Source organism: Sorangium sp. So ce385, assembly GCF_051474135.1.
Lineage (GTDB): Bacteria > Myxococcota_A > Polyangia > Polyangiales > Polyangiaceae > Sorangium > Sorangium cellulosum_D.
On the sequence record NZ_CP150337.1, the window covers coordinates 11,938,456 to 11,963,942 of the forward strand.

The window sequence follows — 25,487 nt, forward strand, 5'->3', positions numbered from 1 at the left end:
ATGTCGACACACGCAGAAGCAGGCGACGCGCACGGACACGGGCACGGCCACGGCCACGGCGCCGACCACGTGCCCCACGTCCTGCCGCTCAAGGTCTACATCGCCACGTGGCTCGCGCTGCTCGTGCTCACGGTCGTGACCGTGGGCGCGAGCTACGTCGACCTCGGCGCGGCCAACCTGGCCATCGCGGTCCTCATCGCGACGGTGAAGGCGAGCGTCGTGGCGCTCATCTTCATGCACCTCAAGTGGGACCACAAATTCCACACCCTGATCTTCGCCTCGTCGCTCATCTTCCTGGCGATCTTCATCGGCTTCACCATGTTCGACACGAACAACCGGGGCCGGGCCGAGGAGATCGAGGCCGAGCGGCCGGCGGACTGGAAGGCGCCGTTCGACGGCAAGCGCGCCGTCGACAACTGGGAAGTGAAGAAGCCGCACAAGGTGGCCCCGCCGCCGAAGCAGGTCCACCAGGGCACCGAGTGACCGGCCGCGAGGCCGCACGCCCCGCGGCCAGGCGCCGGACGTAAGCCGGCGCACAATTATAAGTCCCGGGAATCACAGGGATTTTTCCTGCCGACCCCCGGGTGTGGGCGCGGGTGCACCTCGCGCGTGCTCGCGGCTTTCGTGCGCGGTACAAGGGAGCGGTTGAAAGGCAACGTCGAAAGGTTGCTCCCGGCTGAACGCCGGGCGCCTCGACCGCGCCCCCGAAGCCCTCCCTGTCCGCGCGCGGATGCAATCCTCCTTCCAATCCTGGTCGCTTGACGCCGACCCCACCAAGAGCGGCGCGCCGCCGGCCGCTCGGCGGCGGCTCGCGGTGCTGCTGTCCGGGCCGAAGCCCCCGTCCTGGGACACCGCCGACCGCTGGCTGATCCAGCTCAGGTGGGTCGCGATCGCGGGGATGATCGCGACGACGGTCGCGAGCCGGAAGCTCGTGCCCGACCTCCGGCTCGGACCGCTCGTCCTCGGCATCGCCGCGATCACGGTGGCGAACCTCGCCTGGACCTACCGGGTCCGGCGCGCGCGCCCGCTCGACGGGGGCGAGCCCTCGGCGCGCGAGCCCGCGCAGGAGCTCGCGCGCGCCCAGCTCGTGGGCGACGTGGTCGCGAACGCCTGGATGCTCTGGTTCTCGGGCGGCCTCGAGAACCCGTTCGCCGTCTTCCTCGCCTTCCACATCGCCCTCTCCGGCCTGCTCTGCCCGCGGCGCACGACCGTGCTCGTGGGGCTCCTGACGCTGCTCGCGATCGGCGTGCTCACCGACGCGGAGCCGCTGCCGCTCGACTCCGCGTCGCTCGACGGCGACCGCATCCGGCAGCTCGGCGACCTCGTCTCGCTCACGTCGCTGACCCTGTTCCTCGGCTTCTTCGTCGTCGTGTACGCGCATAGGCTCGAGGAGCTCCGGCAGCAGAGCCAGCGCAACGAGCGGCTGGCGATGCTCGGGCGCATGGTCGGCGGCATGTCGCACGAGCTCAGCACGCCGCTCGCGACCATCCTCCTCGCGAGCAAGGACCTCGTCGACGTGGCGCGCGAGACCGGCTCCGAGGACGCGGCGCGCATGGCCGAGACGGTGGCCGGCGAGGCCCGGCGCGCGAGCGACATCATCAGCCTGATGCGCGGGCAGATCCGGCTCGATCAGCGGCTCGAGCCGCTGGAGCTCACCCGCTTCGTGCGCGAGCTCGCGAAGGCCGAGCTCGCGCGGCTCGGCTACCAGGGCGAGCTCGCGTTCGACACGCCGCGGCCGGTGCAGGCGAACGTGCTCAAGCCGGCGCTGCGCCAGGTGCTCGTCAACCTGCTCGCGAACGCGGCCGAGGCGACCGACGACCGGGCCGAGCAGCGGATCGAGGTGAGCGTCGTCGAGCGCGGCGACGTCTGCGAGATCGCGGTCTCGGACAGCGGTCCGGGGCTGAGCCCCGAGATCGCCGGGCGGCTCGGGGAGCCGTTCCAGACGACGAAGATGTCGCAGGGCGGGATGGGGCTCGGGCTCTACATCAGCTCGATGATGGCCTCGCGCATGAACGCGGTGCTGCGCATGGAGAGCGTCGAGACCGGCGGGGCGAAGGCGACCTTGCGCCTCCGCCTCGACGGGACCCCGGGCCCCATGGACGCGGATCTGCCCCCCGCGCTGAAGCGCGCCGGGGCGGCCTGAGGTGAAGATGACGCGACGGATCGAGACGGCGCTGCTCGTGGACGACGACGACGCGTTCCGCACCACCCTGCAGGGCGCGCTGCGCCGCCGCGGCGTCGTGGCGAGGACCGCGGCGACGATCGACGAGGGGCTCGTGGCGCTCGAGTACGAGCCGGTGGACCTCGTGGTCATCGACTACCGCATGCCGCGCGGCGACGGGCTCAGCGCGCTCGCCAAGTACCGCAAGCTGCAGCCCGACGCGGCGATCGTGATGCTGACCGGGTTCGGGGACATCCCGCTCGCGGTGGCGGCGATGCGCGAGGGCGCGGACACGCTGCTCAGCAAGCCGGTCGACGCGGACAAGCTCCTGCGCGAGGCCGCGGGCCTCCGCGAGCGGCAGCGGCCGCCCCCCTCCTCGGCGTCGGCCCCGACGCCGCCTCCCGGGAGCCTGAAGCTCGACGACCTGGAGCGCGAGGCGATCCGCGCCGCGCTCCGGGAGTCGGGCGGCGTGGTGGCGACCGCGGCGAAGCTGCTCGGGATCGACCGGCGGACGCTGCAGCGGAAGCTGAAGAAGCTCGGGGGCTAGTGTTTGCCGAGCGCGTCGAGCGCGCCGAGGACGTCCTTCACGACGTCCTCCGTCTCCTCGACGCCGACCGAGAGGCGGATGAGCGCGGGGGAGATGCCGATCGCGGCGAGCTGCTCGTCGCTGAGCTCGTGGAAGCTCATGATGCAGGGCTGCTCGATGAGCGTCTCCACGCCGCCGAAGCTCGGGGCGATCGCGGCGATGCGGGTGCCGTCGACGACGCGCGCGGCCGCCTCGCGCCCGCCGCGCACGATGAAGCTCACGACGCCGCCGAAGCCGCGCATCTGCGCGGCCGCGACCTCGTGATCCGGGTGCGACGGGAGCCCGGGGTAGAACACCCGCTCGACGGCGGGGTGCGCCTCGAGCGCGCGCGCCACCGCGAGCCCCGTCGCGTTCTGCCGCTCGACGCGGAGCGCGAGCGTCTTCATCCCGCGGCCGATCAGCGCCGCGGCGTGGGGGTCGATGATGCCGCCGAGGACGCTGCGCATGTCGCGGACGAGCGAGATCAGCGCGCTCGAGCCGGACACCGCGCCGCCGAGGACGTCGTTGTGGCCGGACAGGTACTTGCTGGCGCTGTGGACGACGAGGTCGATGCCGCGCCCGATCGGGTCGGAGTTGTACGGGGTCGCGAACGTCGCGTCGACGATCGTCTTGACGCGCGCCTTCTTGCAGATCTCGGCGAAGCGGGACAGGTCGATGCAGTGCAGGTACGGGTTCGTCGGCGACTCGCTCAGCGCGAAGCGGGTGCGCGGCTTGAACGCCGCCTCGAGCTGGTCGAACGCGCCCGGATCGATCAGCGTGTGCTCGACGCCGAGCCGCGAGAGCACGTTGATCACGAACTGCCGCGTGCGGCGGTACACGTCGCGGAAGAGGATGACGTGGTCGCCCGCCTTGAGCAGGGCGAACGCCGTGGTCGTCACCGCGGCCATGCCGCTCGCGAAGAGCACGGCGTCCTCCGCGCGATCGAGCGCCGCGATGCGCTGCTCGACCTCGCGCACGGTCGGGTTGCCGTAGCGGCCGTACTCCTGGCGCTCCGGGTCCGTGTCGCCCCCGGCGAAGTAGCGCTCGAGATCCGCCGTGTTCGCAAACGTGTACGTCGCCGTCTGCGCGATCGCGGGGGCGAGGGTGTGGGACGGCCGGTCGCGGAGCACACCCGCGTGCACAGCATCGGTCGAGTTCGGCAGTTCGGTCTTCATGGGGGCGCTGAGGTGGGGGGGGGCGCCGGGGTGGGGGCGCCGAGAGGCCGGGATCTTCGGTGCACCGGCCTTCAGAATTGTCGCACTTGACGCGTCGGAAATATAGGGAATACCATCGGTTATGTTGCATCGAGTCGAGCGCCTTGCGGCGGCCATCGACGAACACGCCGAGAACGTCGCCAAATTCAAACGTGGTGAGCTGACCCCCGACCAGTTCCGCCCGCTGCGGCTGGCCATGGGTGTCTACGCGCAGCTCGCGCACGTGAAGCACATGCAGCGCATCAAGATTCCCGGAGGGCAGCTCACGGCTGCGCAGCTGGAAGCCCTCGCGGAAGTCACGGAGCGGTGGGGTCGCGGGCTAGCGCACGTCACGACCCGCCAGGACATCCAGCTCCACTACCTGGAGATCGAGGAGACGATCGACCTGCAGCGCGTGCTCGTGCGCGCGGGGGTGACGACGGTCGGCGCGTGCGCGGACACGCTCCGCAACATCACCGCGTCGCACCTCGCCGGCGTGGTCGAGGACGAGGTGTTCGACGTGACGCCTTACGCGCTCGCCGTCACCCAGCACTTCCTCTTCCACGAGCACAACCGGCGGCTACCGCGGAAGTTCAAGGTGGCCTTCTCGGGGAGCGCGCGCGACCACGCGCAGGTCATGATCAACGACATCGGTCTGTTCGCGAAGATCGGCGACCGCGGGCGCGGCTTCGCGGTCTACGTGGCCGGCTCGCTCGGCTCGACGCCCGAGATCGCGCACCTCTGGAAGGAGTTCATCCCGGAGTCCGATCTGCTGCCGGTGTGCGAGGCCGTGGTGAGCGTGTTCCACCGGGACGGAGAGCGGAAGAACCGGAAGAAGGCGCGCCTCAAGTTCCTGCTGCGCAAGATCGGCGAGGCCGAGTTCCTGCGCAGGCTCGACGAGGAGTTCGATCGCATCAAGGCGGAGCGCGGCGACGCGCTCGCGGCCGAGCTGGCGGAGAACGTGGCCGGGTACCGGGAGAACGATCCGCCCCCGCTCACGCCGCTGCGGGAGACGCTCGGTGACGGCGCGTTCGCGCGCTGGAAGCGGACCAACACGATCGCGCAGAAGCAGCCCGGCTACCGGGTGGCGACGGTCAAGCTGCCGCTCGGCGACATCACGAGCGAGCAGCTGAAGCGCCTGGCCGATCTGTCGCGGCGCTACGGCAACGGTGAGGTGCGGGCGACGAACACCCAGAACTTCGTGCTGCGCTGGGTGCCGGAGGGGCAGCTGCTCAACCTGCACCGCGAGCTCTCGCAGATCGGCCTCGCCGAGGCGGACGCGGGGCATGTCACCGACGTGGTGACCTGCCCGGGCGGCGACTACTGCACGCTCGCGATCACGAAGAGCATGGAGGTCGGGTCGCGCATCCGGGAGCACCTGGTGCCGAACGGCAGCCGCCAGGAGGCCGACGACTTCGTGAGCGCCCTCGGCGAGTTCGACATCAAGATCTCGGGGTGCCCGAACTCGTGCGGGCAGCACCACGTCGCCGACATCGGGATGACGGGGCTGATGGTGAAGGGCAAGGACGGGGTCGAGCGCCCGCACTACTCGCTCCGGGTGGGCGGCGGCTGCGGCCCGAACGCGCGCATCGGCGAGCGCCTCGACGGCCGCATCCCCGAGGAGGAGACGCCCAAGGTGATCGCCGCGATCGCGCGCTTCTACATGGCGGGCCGCGCCGAGGGCGAGAGCTTCCGCGACTTCGTGACGCGCAAGGGCGTGCAGGAGATCACGCGCGCGGGCTTTGCGGCCGCCGAAGGCGCGGCGATCTAGAGCGGCTCTGATCGGGGACGGAGAGGCCGTGCGCGGTCTCTCGTCCCCGGCGTTCGTTCTCCGCTCCCGCGTTCCCTCTTCCGTCTCCCGTCTCCCGTCTTCCGTCATCGCTCTTCGTGCGCGTGCGCGTGCGCGTGCGCGTACGCGTTGATTCCGGGGGATCGCGCACGCGCACGAGAGACGCGCACGGGAGACGGGAGAGGGGGGACGGGAGACGGGAGACGGGAGACGGAAGAGGGGGGACGGGAGACGGGAGACGGGGGACGTGAGCTGGGCCCGTCTCCTGCGCGGGCGCTCCCCGCTCAACGGCGACGCGGGATGAGCGGCGGATCCCCCGCGAACGGGTTCATCGCCAGCGCCGCCAGCACGCCCGCGGCGCCCGCCTTGACCTTCTCCATCCCCGGAGCGACCGGCGCGAGCTCCTCGCGCTCCTCGATGAGCTCGGCGGGAATGTCGAGCAGGAACCTGCTCGGCGTCCTCGGCACCATCTTGCCGCGCGAGCCGCGGTGCTTCGCCCGCGTGAGGTAGAGCCGATCACGGGCCCGCGTGACCGCGACGTAGAAGAGCCGCCGCTCCTCCTCGATGCTGTGCCCGCCCGTGTCGCCCCCCTCGGCGCCGCTCGGCGCGGCGTCCGTGGCGCGCTCGTCGAGGCTGCGCTGGTGGGGCATCAGCCCCTCCTCCAGGCCGATCACGAAGACGTACGGGAACTCGAGGCCCTTCGCGCCGTGCATCGTGGTGAGCGTCACGCGGTCGGTGGCCTCCTCTTCCTCGGAGTCCTGCCGGAGCGCGAGCAGCCGCAGGAACTCGGCGAAGCTCGCGCGGTCCCCCTTCCCCTTCTCGTCGCGGCGCGCGAAGACGTTGAGCAGCCCCTCGAGGTTGCCCCAGCGGCGCGCGGCGGCGTTGTTCGTGGAGGAGCCGGTCATGATGTCCTCCTTGAAGCCGGCGTCGGCGAGCAGCGCGCGCGCGACCTCCGCGGAGGGCTCGCCGCGATCGAGCCGCCCGCGCGCGGCCTCGATGATCCGGAGCAGCTGGCGGCACCCCTCGATCGCGGCGGCGCTCAGCTCATGGACCGCGTGCGGACGCGACACCGCCGTCCAGAGCGAGGTGTCGTGCGCCGTCGCGTACGCGCCGAGCTTGGCGACCGCGGCGTCGCCGACGCCGCGCGCCGGGTAGTTCAGGATGCGCCGCAGCGACATCTCGTCCTGCGGGTTCAGCGCGACGCGCAGGTAGGCGATGAGGTCCTTGACCTCCTTGCGCTCGAAGAACTGCTGGCCGCCGATCATCCGGATCGGGATCTGCCGCTCCTTGAGGGCCGACTCGATCGCGGCCGCCTGGAGGTTCGACCGGTAGAGCACGGCGATGTCCTTCGGCCGCGCGGCCTCGCGCTCCAGGAGGCGCTGCGCCTCCGTGGCCACGAAGCTCGCCTCGACGTCGGGGTCGACGCAGATGATGGACCGCACCTTGTCGCCGTCCAGGCGGGTGGCGATGAGCGACTTCTTGTGCCGCCGGGCGCCGGACTTCGCGAGCACCGCGTTGGCGACGTCGAGGATCGGCTTGCGCGAGCGGTAGTTGTGCTCGAGCTTGACGACCTTCGCGCCGGAGAAATGCTCCTCGAAATCGAGGATGTTGCGCACGTCGGCGCCGCGCCAGGCGTAGATCGACTGGTCGTCGTCGCCGACGACGACCACGTTGCGGTGCTCGCCGCAGAGCAGGCGCAGGAGCTCGAGCTGGGCGCGGTTCGTGTCCTGGTACTCGTCGACGATCACGAAGCGGTAGCGCATCCGCCAGCGCTCGAGGACGTCGGCCCGCGTCTGCCAGAGGCGGACCACCTCGCAGATGAGGTCGTCGAAGTCGAAGGCCTGGAACGAGCGCAGCGCCGCGTTGTAGCGCGGGTACACGAGCATCGAGATCTCGTCGTAGTCGTCGATGCCCTTGCCCTGCCGCTGCGCCTCGGCCCACGCCTCGGGCTCGAGGAACGCGTTCTTGGCGTTCGAGATGCGCGAGAGGATCGCGCCGACGTCGTAGCTCTTGCCGGCGCGGAGCTCGCGGAGGATCTCGCGGATGACCCCCAGCGCGTCGGACTGATCGAAGATGGCGAACGAGCCGCCGCGCAGGCCGAGGGCGCGGGTCTCGGCGCCGAGCACGTCGAGGCCGAAGCGGTGGAAGGTGCAGACCTTGAGCTCGCGCGCGACCTTGGCGCCGACGAGCTTGCCGACGCGCTCGTGCATCTCGGCGGCGGCCTTGTTGGTGAAGGTCATCGCCAGGATGGAGCGCGCCGAGATGCCGCGATCGAGCAGGCGCGCGATCCGCGTGGTCACCACGCGCGTCTTGCCGGATCCGGCGCCGGCGAGCACCAGCATTGGCCCGAGCTCGTGCTCGACGGCCGCACGTTGAGACGGGTTCAATAAGTCCGACACCGTGCGGTGCCCTAGCCCGGCGTGGGCCGGAGCGGGAGCTTGATTTTACCGGACGGCGGGGCGGGCGCGGGATCACCGCTGGAACGGCTCAAAGTCCCGGCGGCGTAGCGAACTGCCCCGGGAACGGGTTCGCCTCCCGGCGGCGCCGGACGTCGTCGAGCGTCCAGGGCGCCGTGCCGCGCTCGTGGAAGAGGGCCACGCCGATCACGCCCACGTTCCTCGTGTCGCCGTGCTTCTGGTTCGCGTAGGAGCCGCGGACCGAGCCGAACCGGAACGCCGCGACCGTGTCCATGCTCTGGCGGAAACCGTCGATCTCGAGCTCGCCGTGGGGCTCGACCAGGTAACCGCGCTTGTCGAACGCCGCGGGCTGGCCGTCCATGACGTCGAGGCCGTCGACGGAGACGACGCACTCGATCCGGTTCGGCGTGAGGTTGCGCAGCACGACGCTGTAGCGCTGGCCGGCCTCGCCGACGACGTGGCTCGTCTCGCCGGCGATGAAGCCGCTCAGGAAGCCGCCGCCGTCGCCGCGCAGCCCGATCGCGACGGCGCCGCCGGCGAGCGTGAAGGCCTGCGGCGACGTGCGGCGGAAGCCGGACGCGCTCGCCATGGCGCGGGCCCCCTCGGCGTCGTTGTAGAACAGGCTCGCGACCGCGAACGGCCGCTCGACGTCGGCGCGGACGAACGGCGCGGTCGAGATGCGGGACACGCGCGTCTCGCCCCACTCGGTGCCGAGGCCGGGGCGCTCGATCGGCTCCGGCGCGACCTGGCTGCTCGGCGCCCGGCGCGCCGCCCCCTCGGCGCGGCCTCCGCCGTGCGCGGCCGAGGGCGCCTCGAAGTCGGCCGAGGGCGCCGCGGGCGCGTGCGGCGATGCGGAGAGCGGCGGCGGGGCGGGCGCGCCCGGTTCGGAGGCGGCGCCATCCCAGGCGCCGGCGTTGCCCGAGGCGACGAACCCAGGAGAAGGATCGGCGGCCCTCGACGTCGCGGCGTCCGCCGGCCGGGCCGCGGTGCCGCCGCCGCACGAGGCAGCGCCCGCGAGGAGCGATATCGCCAAACAAGCCAGCCCGATTCGTCGCGTCCGGTTCATGGTCCCTCCACGCCGCATTGCGGTGTCGACCGGAGAACGGGCTCGACGAGGCTACCTTACAGCCGAGCGCGCCTCTGCCGCGGCGGGCGCGGACGGCGGCGCGGGGAGCTCGCCCGCCGCGAGCCAGCGCTCCGCGAGCGTGAGCCCGAGCGCGGCGGACGCGACGGCGAGCGCGCACACGCCGAGGGCGGCAGCGCGCGACGCGGCGCGGGCGGCGCGCGGCGCCGGGCATGCGCGCCGCCGCGAGCGCGACGGCGGGCGGCGCGCGAGGGGCGCGGCGGCGGCGCGGCCGCCGCCCTGCGGGGCGAGCGGCGGGAGGCGCTGCGCGGCGGCGGGCGCGCCGGCGCGCGCCGTGGGGACGTCGAAGGCGGTCGGGGTGAGCTCCGCCGTGCTGGCCGACTGCGCCGCGCCGTGCGGCGCTCCGTCGCGCAGTCGGCGCACGGCGGCGTCCATGTCGGCGGCCGTCTGGAAGCGGTGCTCGGGCGCCTTCGCGATGGCGCGCAGGATCAACCGATCGAGGGCGGGCGGGATCGGCTGCGGCGCGAGGCGCGACGGCGGGGGCGGCTCCCGCTCGCAGTGGGCGAAGCGGAGCGCGTCGCGGCGGCCGTGCAGTTCGTCGAACGGGCCTCGGCCGGCGACGAGCTCGTAGAGGACGAGGCCCATCGCATAGATGTCGGCGCGCGGATCGATCGGCAGGGAGGCGCACTGCTCGGGCGCCATCGTCCTCGGCGTGCCGATGATCGCGTCCGGGGCGGTCAGCGAGGCGCCGGCGTGGAGGAGCTTGGCGATGCCGAAGTCGAGGACCTTGAGCGTGCCGTCGTCGCACAAGAACAGGTTCTCGAGCTTGAGGTCGCGGTGGACGATGCCGGCGGCGTGCGCGAGCGACAGCGCCGAGAGGGCCTGCTGGACGAGGCCGAGCGCGGTCGGGACCGCGACCACGCCGAGGCGCGCGAGCTCGGTCCTGAGGTCGCGCCCTTCGAGCAGCTCCATGGCGAAGTAGGGGCGGCCGCCCTCGGTGGTGCCGAGATCGAACACCTCGGGCAGGCTCCGGTGGCGCAGGCGGGCGATCGCGCGCGCCTCGGCGCGCATGCGCGCCGAGAGGTCGCTGCGGCCGGCGTGGCTGCGGTGCAGCAGCTTCACCGCGAACCGGCGGCCGAGCTCGCGGTGCTCGACCTCGTACACCTCGCCCATGCCGCCCTGGCCGAGCAGGCGCACCACGTCGTACGGCGTGCCGGGGATCGGCTCGCCCTCGACGAGCGCGCGGAGCGGCCACGCGTCTTCGGACGGCTCGACCTCGCCCAGCGCGCGCAGCAGCCGCGCGCCTTCGGACGGCTCGACCTCGGCGAGCGCGCGCAGCGGCCGCGCACCTTCGGACGGCTCGATCGCGCCCGGCGCGCGCAGCGGCCGCGCGCGAGGAGCCTGCGGCGCGCGCAAAGCGCCGGGCGCGTACAGGAGCGTGCGCCCCTCGGCGGTCGCGCCGGTCATCGCGCGCCTCCGTCCGCGAGCTGCGCCCACGCGCCGCGCGCGCCGCGCGCGCCGCCAGATGGCGCGGCCTGCCCCGCGCCGTCGGGCTCGGCCGTCTCCCGGCCGCCGTCTTCTCCCTGCGCCTCCGCGAGCGCGGCGGCCATCGCGTCCGCCGTCTGCCAGCGGAGCCCCGGGTCCTTCTCGAGGGCGCGCGCGACCGCGTGGTCGAGCGCCGGAGGGACCCAGAGGAGCGAGCGCAGCCGCGGCGCCGGCGTGCTCAGGTGCGCCCGCATCACCGCCATCGAGTCGACCACCGGAAACGGCCCTCGCCCGGTGATCGCCTCGAACAGGAGGAGCCCCACCGCGTACACGTCGGTGCGCGCGTCGACCTCCTCGCCCCGGATCTGCTCGGGCGACAGGTAGCGCGGCGTGCCGAGGACGTTCGATCCCGTCGGCGGCCCGAGCCCTTCGCGGGTCACCTTCGCGATGCCGAAGTCGATCAGCACGGCGTGCTCGGCCTCGGGCGCGGAGGGCCCGCTCTCCAGATCGGCCGGGCCCTGCTCGGCGCCGCTCGCCTGCGCGAGGAAGACGTTCGCCGGCTTGATGTCGCGGTGGATGATGCCGGCGCGGTGCGCCGCGGCGAGCCCGCCGAGCACCTGGATGGCGATGCGCACGGCGGCGGGGGTCGCGAGCGGCCCGCGCGCGTCGAGCCGCTCGCGCAGCGTCTCGCCGAAGAGGCGCGGCATGACGAGGAAGGGACGGCCGTCGCTCGTCACGCCGACCTCCTCGACCTTCACGACGTTCGGGTGGCTCAGCGTCGAGAGCGCGCGCCCCTCCTGGACGAGGCGCGCGCCGACCTCGCTCGCCCCCTCGTGCATGGCGCGGAGCAGCTTGAGCGCGCGCAGCTGACCGCGGCGCCCCGTCGCCTCGAAGACCTCGGAGCACGAGCCTGCGCCGATCCTCCGGAGCAGGCGGTACGAAGTCCCCGGGAGCGGCTGTCCTTCTCGCTTTTGCACCATGTCCGTCGACCTCCCTTGCGGGGGCGCGCGGCGGAGCGCCGGCGCCTTCGTTCGGGAAGGGAATCGTCGCTCTCGCGGCGGGAGTTGCGCGGACAAACCGCTCAACTCACCAAAAAACACGCAATCAACGGATGTGCAGTGGGCGCGGCGCGCCGTTCAGGGCTGTACAGGGGCGCGGGGCGCGCTCAGTGATAGAGGAACCACCGGACGCCCGGCTTGATCTCCATATGGTAATGGTCGGCGTGCGGCGCGTTGTAATTGGGCGTCAGCACGTATGTAAAAATTCCGAGATCCGCCGCCTCGCACACGATCGACCGGAGCTCGCGGGCCTCGGGGAGCTCGGGCTGGGGCGCCCCCTCGCCGCAGGTCTTGTCCCCGATGCGGCCGTGGAAATGGCGCGCGACGCTGATCCAGGTGCCGTCGCGCTTCTTGAGCGCGCCGACGTCGATGGCCAGGCCGGCCGGGTGACGCGTGCCGGGCGGAGCCCACGCGCCGCGGGGCTTCTGGCCGGCGTCGCCGCGCAGCGCCACGTCGCCGCGGGGCTTCTGGCCGGCGTCGCCGCGCAGCGCCACGTCGCCGCGGGGCTTCTGGCCGGCGTCGCTGCGCAGCGCCACGTCGCCGCGGCGCTTGGTCGCGGACGCCGTGGCCCGGGACGCCGCGGGCTTGCGGCGCGCGGAGCGTCGCGTTCCTGCCTTGCCGGCCGCCTTGGCCGGCGCGCTGCGCGCCGCGGTCGCGCTCGACGCGGTGTTTCGAGGGGCCTCCGCCGTGCCCTTGTCCTTCGCGCCGCCCTCCGCCGTGCCCTTGTCCTTCGCGCCGCCCTCCGCCGTGCCCTTGTCCTTCGCGCCGCCCTCCGCCGCGCCCTTGTCCTTCGCGCCGCCCTCCGCCGCGCCCTTCTCCTTCACGCGTCGCGGGCGCTCCTCGGGCGCCTTCGACGTCCCATCGAGCGCGCCCTTCTTGCCCAGCTCGACCGGCGGCGCGGGCCTCGTCGATTCCTTGCGAACGTCGCTGTCCGCGTCCTTCGCCTCGACGGCCCCGTGCGCGTGCTCCCCCTCGTCGCCTCCCCGCTCGCGGCCCGGCATCGGCACGTTGGGCCGATACATCGTGTAATGGACGACCTCGTCGATATCGTGCCGCATGAGCACGGCCGCGAAATCGTCGAGCGCGAGCGCGAGGCGCGCGTCCAGGATCTCGAACATGCTCGTCACGCGCTGCTCGGGCGGGAGCACGGAATGGTAGTACACGCCGTTCAGCCGGCCCGTGAGCCGGATCGGCGCGCGCACCCCGGGCGCGTGATCCACCCTGAGGTACAGGATCTTCCGGCGATCCAGCTCGGCCAGCGCCTCGTCGTCCGTCATGTTGGCGTAGCGGTACGCCGGGGAGGCCTCGGCGACGCTCGCCTCCGGCGTCACGAGGAACGGCGACGCGGCCAGCGCGGGCGCCGGATCGAGCGTCGCGACGGACGCGAGCAGCGCGCCCACCAGCGGCTTCAGCAGACAGCGAAGACGGGAAAACGCCACAGCGGCCGCACTCTAACGTGACCGGGCAGGAAGGCGAAAAAACGGCGACGGCTGGACCGGTGAGCAGCAGCGCGATCGCGACGCCGCCGCGCTGACCGTCGCGCGGCGCCGTGCTCGCGGTTACGCTGGGCGCGCGGCGCCGCGACGCCCCGAACGGCGCGATCCCCGCGCGCATCCCCTCCTCGACGAACACGCCTTTGCAACCACCGACGCCCTTCGAACCGAGCCGCGACGCGCACCCCCGAGCCGGCGCCGAGACGCCCGGCGCGCCGGCCGACGCGGGCGCGCTCCACGGCGAGCGCCCGCGGCCGCCCGAGCCGACCGCCGCGCGCGCGCTCCTCGCCGCGGCCATCACGACCGCCGCCGTGACGGCGGCGTCCTACGCGGCGCCGAAGAGCTACGCCGGCACGATCGTGGGCCTCGCGTTCCTCGCGGCGACGTACTGGCTCGTGCTGCGGTACGACGAGGCGACGATCCGCGCCCACGGCCTGTCCCTCGGGGGCGTCCTCGAGCCCGCGCCGCTCTCGGCAGAGCGGCTCGCAGGCGCCGCGCTCCGCGCCGTCGCCTGGGCCGCCCTGGTCGCCGCGATCATGTTCCCGCCGTTCTGGCTCGGCTACCGGCTGTACTGGGGCGTGACCGCGCCGTTCGTGCTGCGCCCGCCGTCCGCCGACGAGATCGCCGCGCAGCTCCTCGTGGTCGCGCTGCCCGAGGAGGCGTTCTTCCGTGGCTACCTCCAGAGCGCCCTCGACCGCGTCTTCCCGCCGCGCGTCCGCGTCCTCGGCGCGCCGCTCGGCCCGGCGTGGCTCATCTCCTCGGCGATCTTCGCGATCGGCCACGTGCTCACGATCCTGCACCCCGCGCGGCTCGCCGTCTTCTTCCCCGCGCTCGTCTTCGGGTGGCTGCGGGCCCGCACCGGCGGCATCGGGGCGCCGCTCCTGTTCCACGCGGCGTGCAACCTCTTCTCGCTCACCCTCGCGAACGGCTACGTTCACGCGCCGTGAGCACCTCGTTCGACGACACGGCGCCGGGCTCCCCGCGCGGCGCCGGCCCGGCGGGGCAGGACGGCGCCGCGCAGCGGGACCGCCGCGCCGCGCGCCGTCGCGCGGCGCTGTTCGACATGGATCGCACGCTGCTGCGCAAGGAGACCGCGAGCCTCTACGTGAAGTACCAGCGCCAGATCGGCGAGGCGACCGCGCGCGATCTCCTGCGGACGCTGTACTGGGTCGGGCAATACACGCTCGGCGTGCTCGACGCCGAGAAGGTCGCCGAGCGCGCGCTGCTCGCGCTCCGGGGCGTGCCCGAGACCGTCCTCGCGGCCCGCTGCGACGACTGGTTCCGGCTCCACGTCGAGCCGCACATCGCCGACGCGGGGCGCGAGGCCGTGCGGCGGCACAAGGCGGCCGGAGACCTGTGCGCCATCGTGACCGGCGCGTGGCCCTACACCTCGCGCCCGCTGGCCAGGCGGCTCGGGATCGAGCACCTCGTCGCGAGCGAGCTCGAGATCGACGAGCGCGGGCACTTCACGGGCCGCGCCGCGCCCCCGCTCTGCCTCGGGGAGGGCAAGGTCGCGCGCGCGCGGGCGCTGGCCGAGGCGCAGGGCTTCCGGCTGGAGGACGCGACGTTCTACACGGACAGCATCAGCGATCTGCCGCTCCTGGAGCTCGTGGCGGAGCCGGTCGCCGTGAACCCCGATCCCCGGCTGCGCCGGGTCGCCGAGCGGCGGGGGTACCGGATCGAGCGCTGGTGAGCGCGCCGGCCGCGGCGCGCGGTCGCCTCACGCAGGCGGCGGTCGAGAGCCCGGCGGCGGCCGCGAGGTGGGCGAGCCGAACGAGGGCGGCGGCCGCGACGAGAGCGGCCCCATCGGGAGGCTCGCGCCGGAGAGGCTCGAGCGGGTGTTGACCGCCCACAGGACGATCGCGGCGACGACCGGACCGATGAAGATGCCTGCCGCGCCGAACAGCTCGAGCCCGCCGAAGATGGCGAGCAGGGCGATGAGCGGGTGCATCCCTCCGTGCGAGCTCTGGACCCACGGTCTGATCACGTTGTCCGAGAGCCCGACGAGGACCGCCGCGGCGCACATGCCGATGCCGGCGCCGATGCGCCCGATGACGAACAGGTAGATCGCCGCCCCCAGCGTCACCGGCGTGGTGCCGATCATGGGGACGAGCGAGAGCAGCGTGGCGAGGAGGCCGAGGAGGAACGCGCCCGGCACCTTGCAGACGAAGAGCGCGACGGTCGTGAGCGTCCCCTGGACGGCCGCCGTCGCGAGCAGGCCGAGGACGGCGCCGTGCACCGTGTCCTGGATCGACGCGAAGAGGACGTCGGTCTCCTCGTTCCTGAACGGCGACTGCTTGAGCAGCCAGCGCAGCAAGAGGCCGCCGTCGCGGAGCAGGTAGTAGAGCGCCACGATGAACAGGAAGGCGTCGACGATCGTCTGCGGCACCGCGGCGACCATGCCGCCCGCGAAGCCGGCCATCGAGCTGCCCACCCGCTGGAACAGGTTGCTCACGTACGTGCGGACGTCGTCGCCGGACAGGCCGGCCCTGTTCATGAGCCCCGTCAGGCGCCCGTCGTTCAGGAGGCCCTGGACGCGCTCGATGGTGCTGGACCAGTCCCGCGCGAAGAAGCGGCTGATCGAGGCGGAGGCCTCGATGATGATCACGGCGAGCGGGATGCACACGAGGATCACCACGCCGACGGTGGAGATCGCGGGGGCGAACTGGCGGAAGCGGCCGAGTCGCGGCGAGAGGCGGCGCTGGAGCGGGGAGACGAGGAGCGCGACCAGGCCGCCGAGCAGGACGGGGACGAGCAGCCCCTTTACCATCCAGAAGAACAGCGCGACGAGCCCCGCCCGGAGGGCGAACGACAGCCATCGATCCGACTGGGTATCTTGGTTCATCGCCGGGTGCGCTTGCTCGTTGTGCCGCGTTCAGCGGCCTCCGGGGCCAAGGTAGGGTGGGCCTCCGGCAACCACCAGCGATTTCCGCGTTCCGCGAGCGCAGCGCGGCGGTTCCGCGATACAGTCAAGCTCGGCCGGCGACCGCGGAGGCGACGGCGCCTTCACCGCCGCGTCAGCTGGAGGAAGCAAGATGAGCACGAGCGGTGGCGGGGTTCCGCCCGGGGGCGGAAGCTGGGGGAACGGCGGCGGGGGCTGGGGGAATGGAGGAGGCTGGGGGTCGAGCCCGCCTGGCGGCCAGGGGGTGGCGCCGGGCGGCGGTGCGCCGGCGGGAGGGGGATACCCGCCGCCGGGTGGGGGATATCCGCCGCCGGGTGGGGGATACCCGCCTGCGGGCGGGGGAGTTTCGCCGCCGGGCGGAGGATATCCTCCGCCGGGCGGGGGATACCCGCCGCCGGGCGGGGGATACCCGCCGCCGGGCGCAGGATGGGGTGCGCCGCCCGGAGGAGGACAGGGCGGGCCGCCCGGAGGCGGCTGGGGGCCGCCGCCCGCGTACGGCGGCGGGCAGCCCCAGCCGGGAGCGATGCAGCTCTACTCCGACAAGGATCAGGCGACTGCCTTCCTGCTCGCGGCGTTTCTCGGGATCTTCGGCGCCGACCGCCTCTACCTCGGCCAGACCGGGCTCGGCCTCCTGAAGCTGTTCACGTGCGGCGGCTTCGGCTTCTGGACCCTCATCGATCTGATCCTGATCGGCACCGGATCGATGCGAGATGCCCAGGGCCTCGTGCTCAAGCGCGACGCGCCCGTCGGTTACCCGACCAAGAGCCAGTCCACGGTCTTCTTGCTCTCGTATTTCCTGGGGAGCCTGGGCGCCGATCGCTTCTATCTGGGACAGACCGGGCTCGGCATCGCCAAGCTCTTGACGTGCGGCGGACTCGGCATCTGGTCGCTGATCGACATGCTGCTGATCGGAATGGGGCGGTTCCGCGACGCCGAGGGCAACTCGCTGAAGTTCGACCGCTGAGGCGACTGCACCTGAGCGGATGAGAATAGCCCGCCGCTGAAGCTGGCGGACTCTCCCCGTCTCCCGTCTCCCGTCTCCCGTCTCCCGTCTCGTCGTCTCCCGTCTCCATCTCCCGTCTCCGTGCTCGTCTTCGTGCGCGTGCGCGTGCGCGTCTGAAGATCCCGCACATCTTGATCCTTTTCGTCCGCGCCAAGCGTCCGAAAGGAGATGAGAAATTCGGGTTTGTCAGCGGCGGCACAGTCGATCGCCGATGAGTTCCAGGCGGTACAGCTGGGCGATGCTCGCCTTCACGAGCGTGTCCGCCGGATCGTGACGCGGCTCAGCGAGTCCCCTGGGGATAGTCTTCCCGACGCGATGAAGACGGACGCGGAGCTGGAGGGGCTCTACCGCCTCCTCGGCAACAAACGCGTCGCGTATGGTGCGCTCGTGAGAGCGCACGCGGAGCAGACCGTCGAACGCATGGCCGGGCATAGGACGGTCCGTGCGGTGCACGACACGACCGAGTTCGAGTTCGACGGCGAGGTCGAGCGCAAGGGGCTCGGCCCGCTGCGTGGCCGCAGCGAAGCGCGCGGCTTCTTTGCGCACGCGACGCTGGCGGTGGCCGAGGATGCGGTCAACCTGCCGCTCGGTCTGATCGGGCTGGAATGCTGGGCACGCACGAGCTCGCCGCGGTCCGGGCAGCGCAAGAAAAAGCTGAACGGCGGCGACTACGCGCGCATCGACGACAAGGAATCCACCCGCTGGGCGCGGCAAGTGGAGGAGGTCGAGCGAACGGTCGAGGGTCGCTGCTCGCTGGTGCACGTGATGGATCGCGAGGCGGATGCCTACCCGCTCTTGAGCGCGATGAGCCAACAAGGCCGGCGCTTCGTCGTACGCGTTGCGCGTGACCGGCTGGTGTGGGAGCTGGATGACCAGGACGAGCCGCTCGAGGACATCGGCCTGATGCCACTGAGCGAGGCGCTGGGCGAGCTGCCCATCAAGCTGGAGCGCGAGGTCGCGCTCTCCAAACGCCGCGCCAGCTCTGCGCCACGGCAGGGGCGCGCGCATCCCGACCGCCACGCTCGGCCGGCGACGTTGGGCATCAGCGCCACGCGCTTGGCGCTGCGGCGCCCGCCGTACCTGTCCGAGCAGATGCCCCACGAGCTCGGGGTAAACCTCGTGGTCGTGCGGGAGCTCGATGCGCCTGCCGGACAGGAGCCGGTAGCTTGGGTGCTGGCCACCAACGAGCCGATCCAGACCAAGGAGCAGATCGCAGCGGTGGTCGACCACTACCGCGCCCGATGGCTCATCGAGGAGTTTTTCAAGGCCCTGAAGACCGGCTGCTCCTTCGAAACGCGCCAGCTCGAGAGCTTTGAGAGTCTGACGAACGCGCTGGCCCTCTTCGTCCCGATCGCCTGGCAGATGTTGCAGCTGCGCGCGCTGTCGCGGCTCCGACCCAACGCTCCGGCCGACGAGGTGCTCAACCCAGCGCAAACGGCGCTGCTACGGCAGTTTCAGCCCAAGAAGATGCCCACCGAAGGCGCCACCGTGCGCGACGCGCTCTATGCCGTCGCTGGCCTTGGAGGTCACCTCAAGCAGAACGGTGCGCCCGGATGGCAGACGCTTGCGCGAGGCATGCAAACCTTGTTGACGTTGGAAGCCGGCTGGAATGCCGCGGCCGAGATTTCCCGCCAAACTATGGGGAAGATGTGATCAATCCTCAGGCGTGCGCGTGCGCGCTCCGTTCATCCCTCTCCGCCCAGAGTCATCCGTTTCCACGCAACTGAGCCGGCCCCCGCGACGATCTCGTGAGCATGGCTCTCCTCGATCACGAAAACCTGGACGTCTACCACCGCTCTATCGAGTTCTTGACCCTCGCACTTCGCATCGTCACGTGTCTGCCTCGTGGAGAGCGAGAGCTTCGTGAGCAACTCAAACGCGCAGCCATGTCGATGCCACTGAACATCGCAGAAGGCTCGGGAAAACCCGCGAATGCAGACCGAGCGCGCTTCTACGCAATAGCCCGTGGCTCCGCGATGGAATGCGGCGCGCTGATGGACGTGTGTCGCGTGGCGGGCTTCGTGCCGCCTGCTGAGGCGGAAGATGCGAAGACCTTGCTGGCTCGAATCGTCGCTATGCTCACGAGAATGTGCCGCGGGTGAGCAAAGGCGATATGGTCGCGCACGCGCACGCGCACGCGCACGAAGGACGAGCACGGAAGACGGAAGACGACGAGACCGAAGACGGAAGACGACGAGACCGAAGACGGAAGACGACGAGACCGAAGACGGGAGCGGGCCTCTCAGCGAGCGCCTCCCGCGTCACCGAAACGGCCGCCCCGCCCCCTCACGCCATCACTCCAGCGCCAGCATCCGCACCGAGCGCGGAACGAGCCGCACCTCCAGCGCCCCTCGCCTCGCCTCGAAGTGCGCGTCGTCCAGCACGTCGCGCGCGCGCGCCGCGCTCACGGTGACCCGCGCGACCACGTCCGCGTCCCCGGGGTTCAACAGGAAGAGCACCCGCGGCGCGCCGGACGCGTCCTCGTGCAGCGTCGCGAACACGCTGTCCGGATCGCACGCGAACGTCGGCAGGCCGAGCGCGTCGATGGCGCGCGACACCGCGGAGTCCGCCGCGGCGGGGTTGTCCTGGAGGAGCGCAGGCAGGTTCTGCCCAGGGGCAAGGAGCCGCCGCAGATCGTAAGGCTGCGGGAGCGCGCGGAACGCGCCGTCGAAGGCCGGCTCGCGCGGGCCCAGCGTGATCAGCGTCCCCTGCCCCGCCGTCGCCTCGAGCCGCGCGAACAGATCCGGGCTCAGGCCGCCCGACGTCGCGCAGATGACCCAGCGCGCCCCGGCGAGCGAGATGTCGCGATCCTCGCCCCCCACGTGCGCGTAAGGGACGCCGCGCGCGTCGAGCGCCTCCTCGAACGCGCGCACGAACGTGTCGGGCTCCACCGCGAGCGGGTAGCCGAGACCCGCGTCGTCCTCAAGGCAACGGTCGCGCGCCCCGAAGTTCATGATCGAGAAGAACGCACCGGTGAGCGGGCCGAAAGCGTGCATCACCCGGGTGAGCCGACGCTCGGTGCGCGGCGTGACGATGCGCACCGGCGCACGGCGGCGCAGCGCGTGGAACCTCGTGGCCTCGAGGGCCGCGGCGAGCTTCCGCCAGAAGGCGGCGAACGGGCGCGGGCGGCCGTGCGGATCGATCGGCGCGCCGATCCAGCGATCGCGCTCGACCGCCATGTAGATGTTGTACCCGCGCAGCCCGTACGCGAGCGCGGCCATCATCACGAAGATGCTGTCGCGCTCCTCGAGCGGCGGGAAGAACGGCGGGAAGCCGGCGCCCATCTCGCACGCGAACGGCGGCAGAGAGAGCGCCTCGCAGCGCACGGCGAGCTCGCTCGTCCGGCGAGCGATGATCTGACGGCTGCTCGGGCTCGCGACGCTGTAGTAGTCGAGGCCGACGAGGTCGACGACGCGCGAGATGCGCGCCGGGTTGAGCGGCGTCGCGTCCTGGCCCATCGGGAAGTTGTGCATCGTCGGCAAGCCGTCGAGGCCGGCCGCGGCGAGCGCCTTCGCGAAGCGGCCCATCGCGACCTCGAGGAGGTGCTCGTGGAACTCGCTCCAGTCGAGGTGGCGCGCGAGCTCCGCCGGCGCCTCGGCGTCGAACGCGACCGGCGGCGTGATCGTGGCGAACCGCAGGTCGCCCTCCTCGGCCGGCGCGCGCTCGCGGGCGACGGCGCGCAGGAGCGCGGCGCCGGCGTCCTCGGCCACGGCGCCCTCGGGCGCGGGCTCCGCCCGCCGCGCGTACGCGCGCTGGAGCGCCTCGATCGTGCGGTACTTCTCGCGCAGGAAGTCGCGGTACAGGGCGATCGCGTCGGGGTGGTAGTCCTGGTCGTACGCGCCGTCGCGGAAGTAGAGCGCGCCCTCGTTGTCGATCTGGAAGAGCACGATCGGCCCGTCCGGATAGAGGTGCGGCTTGAGCACCGGGGCGAGCGCGTGGAAGTAACGGGCGACCTCGTCGTGGAACGCGTTGCTCGCGTAGCTCGGGACCGGGAAGCCGTAGGGGAGCATCGGGAGCACGACCGGGTTGTTCCGCGGGGAGCGGGCCTGGCAGCTCGGGTCCCAGATGACGCGCTCGGGGATGCCGAAGCAGGTGAGCTCCGCGTTGATGTGCGGGCCCGGGCGGGCGATGACGTAGAAGCCGAGGTCGTGCGCGAGGCGGAGGAAGGCGCCGACGTCGCGGCGCACGTCGAGCTGGCCGAAATCGAACTGGCCCGGACCGGTCTCGTGGACGGCCCAAGGCACGTAGATGTCGATCAGGTGAACGCCGAGCGCGCGCGTGGCCTCGAGGCACGCGCGCCAGTCCGACGGGTCGAGCCGCCAGTAATGCAGGGTGCCGGCATACAGCGGGACCAGCTTGCCGCCGATGTCCAGGCCGCCTGAGACGAGGCGCACCCCCCGCGTGAAACGTTCCCCTGGAGAGCTCGCGTCCTGCGTCGTGGCCACGCGCGCGCACACTAGCAAGGATCGCAGGGAGATCGATACCGCCGCGTGCGATCGGGCGAACGCGCGCCGTCGAGGAGGGCGGCCGCGCGCTCGCTCGACCGCGCGGGGCTCAGCGCAGCATCGTCAGCGAGCGCGCCACGAAATCGTAAACGGGCGCCCAGTAGACGCCGAGCAGCAGGGTCGGAACCGCGAGCGCGCACGCCGTCACGCCGAGCAGCGGCCGCACGGCTGCGGGCTCGGCGCGCTCGCCCTGCTCGAGGTACATCGCGCGGAGGACGCGCGCGTAATAGAAGAGCGAGATCACGCTGTTCACCACGCCGACGATCGCCATCACCCAGCGCCACGGGCCGCCGGCGGTGAGCAGCGCCGAGAAGAGATAGAACTTGCCGACGAAGCCCGCCATCGGGGGCAGGCCGGTGAGCGAGACCAGGAACACGGCCATCGCCGCGGCGACGAGCGGCGCGCGGCGCCCGAGCCCGCGGAAGGCGGAGAGCGTCTCGTCCCCGCCGCTCTGCTCGGCCACGGCCATCACCACCATGAACGCGCCGACGTTCATGAAGCAGTACGTGACGATGTAGAACGCGATCGCGGCGACGCCGGCGTCGCTGAACACGGCGAAGCCGAGCAGCATGTAACCGGCGTGCGCGATGCTCGAGTAGGCGAGCATGCGCTTCACGTTCTCCTGCCCGAGCGCCGACAGGTTGCCGACCGTCATGGTCGCCATCGCGAGGCACCCGGCGAGCACCGGCCACGGCGTCGCGACGCCGGGCGGCGCGCTCCCGGCGCCGAGCGCGTCCGAGAAGAAGCGGACCAGCACCGCGAAGCCGGCGGCCTTGGGCCCGACCGAGAGGAACGCGGTCACCGGGGTCGGCGCGCCCTCGTACACGTCCGGCGTCCACATGTGGAACGGGGCCGCGCTGATCTTGTAGCCGAAGCCCGCGAGCATGCAGGCCGTGCCGACGAAGACGACCTCCGGCACCTTGCCCTGCTCCGCCGTGAGCGCGGCGATCCGGGCCGCGCACTCGCCGAGGTGCATCGACGCGGTGATGCCGAAGATCCAGCTCATCCCGTAGAGCATGATCCCCGACGCGACCCCGCCGAAGATGACGTACTTGAGCGCCCCCTCGCTCGATCGCGCGTCGCCGATCTTGAAGCCCGCCAGCACGAAGCTGATCACGCTGACGAGCTCGAGCGACAGGTAGATGAGCAGCAGGTGGCGGCTCGCCGCCATGAGGTTCATGCCCAGCGAGAGCACGAGGATCAGCGTGAAGAGCTCGCCCGTGTCGCGCCGGAGCTCGGGCGCGGCCCCCGGCCCGCTCGGGGGCACCGCGAAGAGGACGATCGCCGCGGTGACGAACGCGAAGATCACGCGGAACAGGTTGGAGAAGCGATCGAACGCGAGCATCCCGTGGAAGAGCTCGTGGGGCCCGGCGCCCGTCGCCAGGAAGTACGCGCCCATCCCGCCCGAGGCGCCGAGCGCCGCCAGGCTGATGACGACGAGGCCGGCGATCTTGAGGCGCGCCGGCGACGCGAGATCCCACACGACGAGCAGCAGGGCGGCGGCGATGAGGACGAGCTCCGGCGTGAAGTACGGGAGGCTCGCGACGTTGTCGAAGGTGCGGGTTTCCACGGCTTATCTGGCGCTGGCGAGGGCGCCCCGGCCCGCCGCGCCGCCCTCCCCCGAGGCGGCCGCGCGGGCCGGCGCGCCGCTGTCCACGCCGGGCGCGCCGGCGATCTGGGACGGCCCCGGCCTGTCGACGAGGCGGTGCACCTCGAGGGCCCCGCGGTCGATGAGGCTGAGGAGCGGGCGCGGCCAGAAGCCGAGCAGGAGGACCAGCGCCGCGAGCGGCGCGATCGTCGCGAGCTCTCGCCCGCTGATCTCCGGGAACTTCCCGCCGAACGGCTCGAGGTACTTGCTCTGCCGCCACGACGCGCGGAACGTGCCGAGGAACATCCGCTGGAGCGCCCAGAGGTGGTAGGCCGCGGTGATGACCACGCCGACGGCGGCGAGGATCGTGAGGGCGCGGTAGCGCGCGAAGGCGCCGATGAACGTCATCGCCTCGCCCCAGAAGCCGGACAGGCCGGGCAGGCCGAGCGACGCCATGAACGCGAAGCCCACGAACGCCGTGTAGAGCGGCATCTCCGAGGCGAGGCCGCCGAACTTGTCGATGTCGCGCGTGTGCACGCGGTCGTAGACCACGCCGACGAGGGTGAAGAGCATCGCGGTGATCAGGCCGTGGTTGAACATCTGCACGAGGCACGCCTGGATGCCCTGCGGCGTCATCGCGCCGAGCGCGAGCAGCGTGAAGCCCATGTGGCTCACGGAGGAGTAGGCCACGAGCTTCTTCAGGTCGCTCTGCGCCATGGCGCAGAAGGCGCCGTAGAGGATGTTGATCACCCCGAACGCCGCCATGGCCGGCGCCGCCCACTGCGTCGCCTCGGGCAGCAGCGTGAAGTTGATGCGGAGGATGCCGTAGGTGCCCATCTTGAGGAGCACCCCCGCGAGGATCACGCTGATCGCCGTGGGCGCCTCCACGTGGGCGTCCGGCAGCCAGGTGTGGAACGGGAACATCGGGATCTTGATGGCGAACCCGACGAAGAGCCAGATCCAGACCACCTTCACCGCGGCGACGCCGAGGATCTCGAGCCCCTGCGCCGCCCAGGCGACGCGCGAGAGCTCCGGGATGGAGAAGATGCGCTCGGTCGCCTGGCCGTCGACCAGGTAGGTGTGGCCGGCGTTCAGGTAGAACCAGATGAACGCGAGCAGCATGAAGACGCTGCCGGCCAGCGTGTAGAGGAAGAACTTGATCGCCGCGTACTCGCGCCGCGGGCCGCCCCAGATGCCGATGAGGAAGTACATCGGCAGGAGCATCACCTCCCAGAAGACGAAGAAGAGGAACAGGTCGAGGGCGATGAAGACGCCGAACATCCCCGTGACGAGGAGGTTGTACATGGCGAAGTAGCCCTTGAGCTGATCGTGGACGCTGTAGCTCGCGAGCGCGCCCACGAACGAGATCAGCGCCGTCAGGAGGACCATCGAGATCGACACGCCGTCGACGCCGACGAAGTACTCGACGTTCAGCGAGCGGATCCACACGCCGTGCTCGATGAACTGGTAGCCGTCGTTGCCGTCGGCCCGCGTGAAGCCCCGGTCGAACTGGGCGTAGAGCCACCCCGCGAGCACGAGGTTCACGCCCATCAGCACGACGGTCAGCAGCCGGAGCTTGCGGTCGTCCTTGTAGCGCAGGAGGTGCGCGACGAAGACCGCGACCACGCCGAGCAGCGGCAGGAACGTCAGGATCGACAGGATGTGGTCGCCGACGAAGCCGAGGCCGCGCCCGCGCTCCGCGTGGATGCCCATGGCCAGGGTCCGCGGTGTCTCCAGCACGCCGGCCGCGCCGGCCGCGACCGCGTCCGACTCGACGACGACGTGCCCGTAGAGCTCGCGCGCGCGCACGCCCTCGGTCCTCCACCGGACCACGACCTTCCGGCTCGCGCCCGGCGGGAGGGTCGCCGCGGTGCCGCCGCCCTCGAGCTCCGCGCTCACGCCCGGCGGGACGCGCGGGTCCTCGGGCGACGTGCGCACGATCACCCGCGTCACCTTCAGGGGGCCGTCGCCGCGGTTCTCGATCGCGAACGAGCCGGCGTAGTCCGGCCCGCTCGCCGCGAGCTCGACCGGTGCGCCGGGCGCCTCGGCGCGCAGCGCGATCTGGCCGCGCGGCTCCGGCGGCGGCGCATCGAGGGCCTGCGCCGCCGCGGGCCACGCCGCGCCGAGCACGACGGAGAGCGCGGCCAGGAGGGGGATCAGGAGCTTCATCGAGGTGGACCTCACCGCGGTCGCGAGGGCGACGCCGCGGCGCGTGTTGACGAAGGAGAGGTTCGACATCCGCCG

19 protein-coding genes are annotated in these 25,487 nt (G+C 72.1%); 9 read left to right on the top strand and 10 right to left on the bottom strand.

Features of this window, described 5'->3' with window-relative positions:
• From WME83_RS43670 to WME83_RS43680, 3 genes are all read left to right on the top strand, one after another.
• Window positions 1–483: a cytochrome C oxidase subunit IV family protein gene (locus WME83_RS43670; protein ID WP_437315624.1), complete on the top strand. Its 483-nt coding sequence runs from the start codon at window positions 1–3 to the stop codon at window positions 481–483.
• Window positions 484–730: 247 nt separating this feature from the next.
• Window positions 731–2,143, top strand: coding sequence for a sensor histidine kinase (locus tag WME83_RS43675; RefSeq protein ID WP_437315625.1), 1,413 nt, complete (start codon window positions 731–733; stop codon window positions 2,141–2,143).
• Window positions 2,144–2,150: 7 nt separating this feature from the next.
• Entirely contained in the window at window positions 2,151–2,708 is a 558-nt protein-coding gene (locus WME83_RS43680; RefSeq protein WP_437315626.1) for a response regulator transcription factor, read from the top strand.
• Here the strand turns inward: WME83_RS43680 and WME83_RS43685 are convergent.
• Window positions 2,705–3,901, bottom strand: a complete 1,197-nt coding sequence (locus WME83_RS43685) for a trans-sulfuration enzyme family protein (RefSeq protein WP_437315627.1) — start codon at window positions 3,899–3,901, stop codon at window positions 2,705–2,707. The two genes, WME83_RS43680 and WME83_RS43685, sit on opposite strands and share 4 nt — an antisense overlap.
• A gap of 121 nt (window positions 3,902–4,022) precedes the next feature.
• Between WME83_RS43685 and WME83_RS43690 the strand changes: the two genes are divergently transcribed.
• Window positions 4,023–5,690, top strand: coding sequence for a nitrite/sulfite reductase (locus tag WME83_RS43690; RefSeq protein WP_437315628.1), 1,668 nt, complete (start codon window positions 4,023–4,025; stop codon window positions 5,688–5,690).
• Window positions 5,691–5,992: 302 nt separating this feature from the next.
• Here WME83_RS43690 and WME83_RS43695 read toward each other — a convergent pair whose 3' ends face one another.
• The 5 genes from WME83_RS43695 to WME83_RS43715 all read right to left on the bottom strand — a co-directional run bounded on the left by WME83_RS43695 (window position 5,993) and on the right by WME83_RS43715 (window position 13,191).
• On the bottom strand, window positions 5,993–8,107 hold the full coding sequence (locus WME83_RS43695) for an ATP-dependent helicase (protein WP_437315629.1): 2,115 nt from the start codon (window positions 8,105–8,107) through the stop codon (window positions 5,993–5,995).
• Between the two features lie 88 nt (window positions 8,108–8,195).
• Window positions 8,196–9,158, bottom strand: a complete 963-nt coding sequence (locus WME83_RS43700; RefSeq protein ID WP_437315630.1) for a hypothetical protein — start codon at window positions 9,156–9,158, stop codon at window positions 8,196–8,198.
• Between the two features lie 84 nt (window positions 9,159–9,242).
• Window positions 9,243–10,676, bottom strand: coding sequence for a serine/threonine-protein kinase (locus tag WME83_RS43705; RefSeq protein WP_437315631.1), 1,434 nt, complete (start codon window positions 10,674–10,676; stop codon window positions 9,243–9,245).
• Complete coding sequence (locus WME83_RS43710; RefSeq protein ID WP_437315632.1) at window positions 10,673–11,674, bottom strand: serine/threonine-protein kinase; 1,002 nt, start codon at window positions 11,672–11,674, stop codon at window positions 10,673–10,675. The genes WME83_RS43705 and WME83_RS43710 overlap by 4 nt, the downstream gene beginning before the upstream one ends.
• A gap of 185 nt (window positions 11,675–11,859) precedes the next feature.
• Window positions 11,860–13,191, bottom strand: a complete 1,332-nt coding sequence (locus WME83_RS43715) for an extensin family protein (RefSeq protein WP_437315633.1) — start codon at window positions 13,189–13,191, stop codon at window positions 11,860–11,862.
• A 197-nt stretch (window positions 13,192–13,388) separates the two neighbouring features.
• Here WME83_RS43715 and mrtC point away from each other — a divergent pair, with 197 nt between their 5' ends.
• Window positions 13,389–14,192 carry a myxosortase MrtC gene (gene mrtC, locus WME83_RS43720; protein ID WP_437315634.1) on the top strand — a complete coding sequence of 268 codons (804 nt, stop codon included), beginning with the start codon at window positions 13,389–13,391 and terminating at the stop codon, window positions 14,190–14,192.
• Entirely contained in the window at window positions 14,189–14,938 is a 750-nt protein-coding gene (locus WME83_RS43725) for an HAD family hydrolase (RefSeq protein WP_437315635.1), read from the top strand. Before mrtC ends, WME83_RS43725 begins: the two co-directional genes overlap by 4 nt.
• 27 nt (window positions 14,939–14,965) lie before the next feature.
• Here WME83_RS43725 and WME83_RS43730 read toward each other — a convergent pair whose 3' ends face one another.
• The gene (locus WME83_RS43730) at window positions 14,966–16,090 is read right to left on the bottom strand and encodes an AI-2E family transporter (protein ID WP_437315636.1); all 1,125 of its coding nucleotides are present in this window, start codon (window positions 16,088–16,090) and stop codon (window positions 14,966–14,968) included.
• Window positions 16,091–16,280: 190 nt separating this feature from the next.
• On the opposite strand from WME83_RS43730, the gene WME83_RS43735 reads away from it, so the two are divergent.
• The 3 genes from WME83_RS43735 to WME83_RS43745 all read left to right on the top strand — a co-directional run bounded on the left by WME83_RS43735 (window position 16,281) and on the right by WME83_RS43745 (window position 19,252).
• Window positions 16,281–17,111, top strand: a complete 831-nt coding sequence (locus WME83_RS43735) for a TM2 domain-containing protein (RefSeq protein ID WP_437315637.1) — start codon at window positions 16,281–16,283, stop codon at window positions 17,109–17,111.
• A 222-nt stretch (window positions 17,112–17,333) separates the two neighbouring features.
• Window positions 17,334–18,803 (top strand): IS4 family transposase, encoded by a 1,470-nt coding sequence (locus WME83_RS43740; RefSeq protein ID WP_437314353.1) that lies wholly within the window; start codon window positions 17,334–17,336, stop codon window positions 18,801–18,803.
• Between the two features lie 101 nt (window positions 18,804–18,904).
• The gene (locus tag WME83_RS43745) at window positions 18,905–19,252 is read left to right on the top strand and encodes a four helix bundle protein (RefSeq protein ID WP_437315638.1); all 348 of its coding nucleotides are present in this window, start codon (window positions 18,905–18,907) and stop codon (window positions 19,250–19,252) included.
• 192 nt (window positions 19,253–19,444) lie between these two features.
• On the opposite strand, the gene WME83_RS43750 is transcribed toward WME83_RS43745, so the two are convergent.
• The 3 genes from WME83_RS43750 to WME83_RS43760 all read right to left on the bottom strand — a co-directional run bounded on the left by WME83_RS43750 (window position 19,445) and on the right by WME83_RS43760 (window position 25,481).
• Window positions 19,445–21,544: a beta-galactosidase gene (locus tag WME83_RS43750; protein WP_437315639.1), complete on the bottom strand. Its 2,100-nt coding sequence runs from the start codon at window positions 21,542–21,544 to the stop codon at window positions 19,445–19,447.
• Between the two features lie 160 nt (window positions 21,545–21,704).
• A complete protein-coding gene (locus WME83_RS43755; RefSeq protein WP_437315640.1) occupies window positions 21,705–23,225 on the bottom strand; it encodes an NADH-quinone oxidoreductase subunit N in 1,521 nt (506 codons plus the stop codon).
• A 3-nt stretch (window positions 23,226–23,228) separates the two neighbouring features.
• Window positions 23,229–25,481, bottom strand: coding sequence for a complex I subunit 4 family protein (locus WME83_RS43760; RefSeq protein ID WP_437315641.1), 2,253 nt, complete (start codon window positions 25,479–25,481; stop codon window positions 23,229–23,231).
• Between the last annotated feature and the right edge of the window lie 6 nt (window positions 25,482–25,487).

Excerpts from the sequence above, each read along its gene's own strand:
- WME83_RS43675 (WP_437315625.1), top strand. The coding sequence starts at position 731 with ATGCAATCCTCCTTCCAATCCTGGTCGCTTGACGCCGACCCCACCAAG.
- WME83_RS43705 (WP_437315631.1), bottom strand. The coding sequence starts at position 10,676 with ATGACCGGCGCGACCGCCGAGGGGCGCACGCTCCTGTACGCGCCCGGC.
- WME83_RS43760 (WP_437315641.1), bottom strand. The coding sequence starts at position 25,481 with ATGTCGAACCTCTCCTTCGTCAACACGCGCCGCGGCGTCGCCCTCGCG.
- WME83_RS43745 (WP_437315638.1), top strand. The coding sequence starts at position 18,905 with ATGGCTCTCCTCGATCACGAAAACCTGGACGTCTACCACCGCTCTATC.
- WME83_RS43685 (WP_437315627.1), bottom strand. The coding sequence starts at position 3,901 with ATGAAGACCGAACTGCCGAACTCGACCGATGCTGTGCACGCGGGTGTG.
- WME83_RS43735 (WP_437315637.1), top strand. The coding sequence starts at position 16,281 with ATGAGCACGAGCGGTGGCGGGGTTCCGCCCGGGGGCGGAAGCTGGGGG.
- WME83_RS43730 (WP_437315636.1), bottom strand. The coding sequence starts at position 16,090 with ATGAACCAAGATACCCAGTCGGATCGATGGCTGTCGTTCGCCCTCCGG.
- WME83_RS43690 (WP_437315628.1), top strand. The coding sequence starts at position 4,023 with ATGTTGCATCGAGTCGAGCGCCTTGCGGCGGCCATCGACGAACACGCC.
- WME83_RS43710 (WP_437315632.1), bottom strand. The coding sequence starts at position 11,674 with ATGGTGCAAAAGCGAGAAGGACAGCCGCTCCCGGGGACTTCGTACCGC.
- WME83_RS43670 (WP_437315624.1), top strand. The coding sequence starts at position 1 with ATGTCGACACACGCAGAAGCAGGCGACGCGCACGGACACGGGCACGGC.
- WME83_RS43680 (WP_437315626.1), top strand. The coding sequence starts at position 2,151 with ATGACGCGACGGATCGAGACGGCGCTGCTCGTGGACGACGACGACGCG.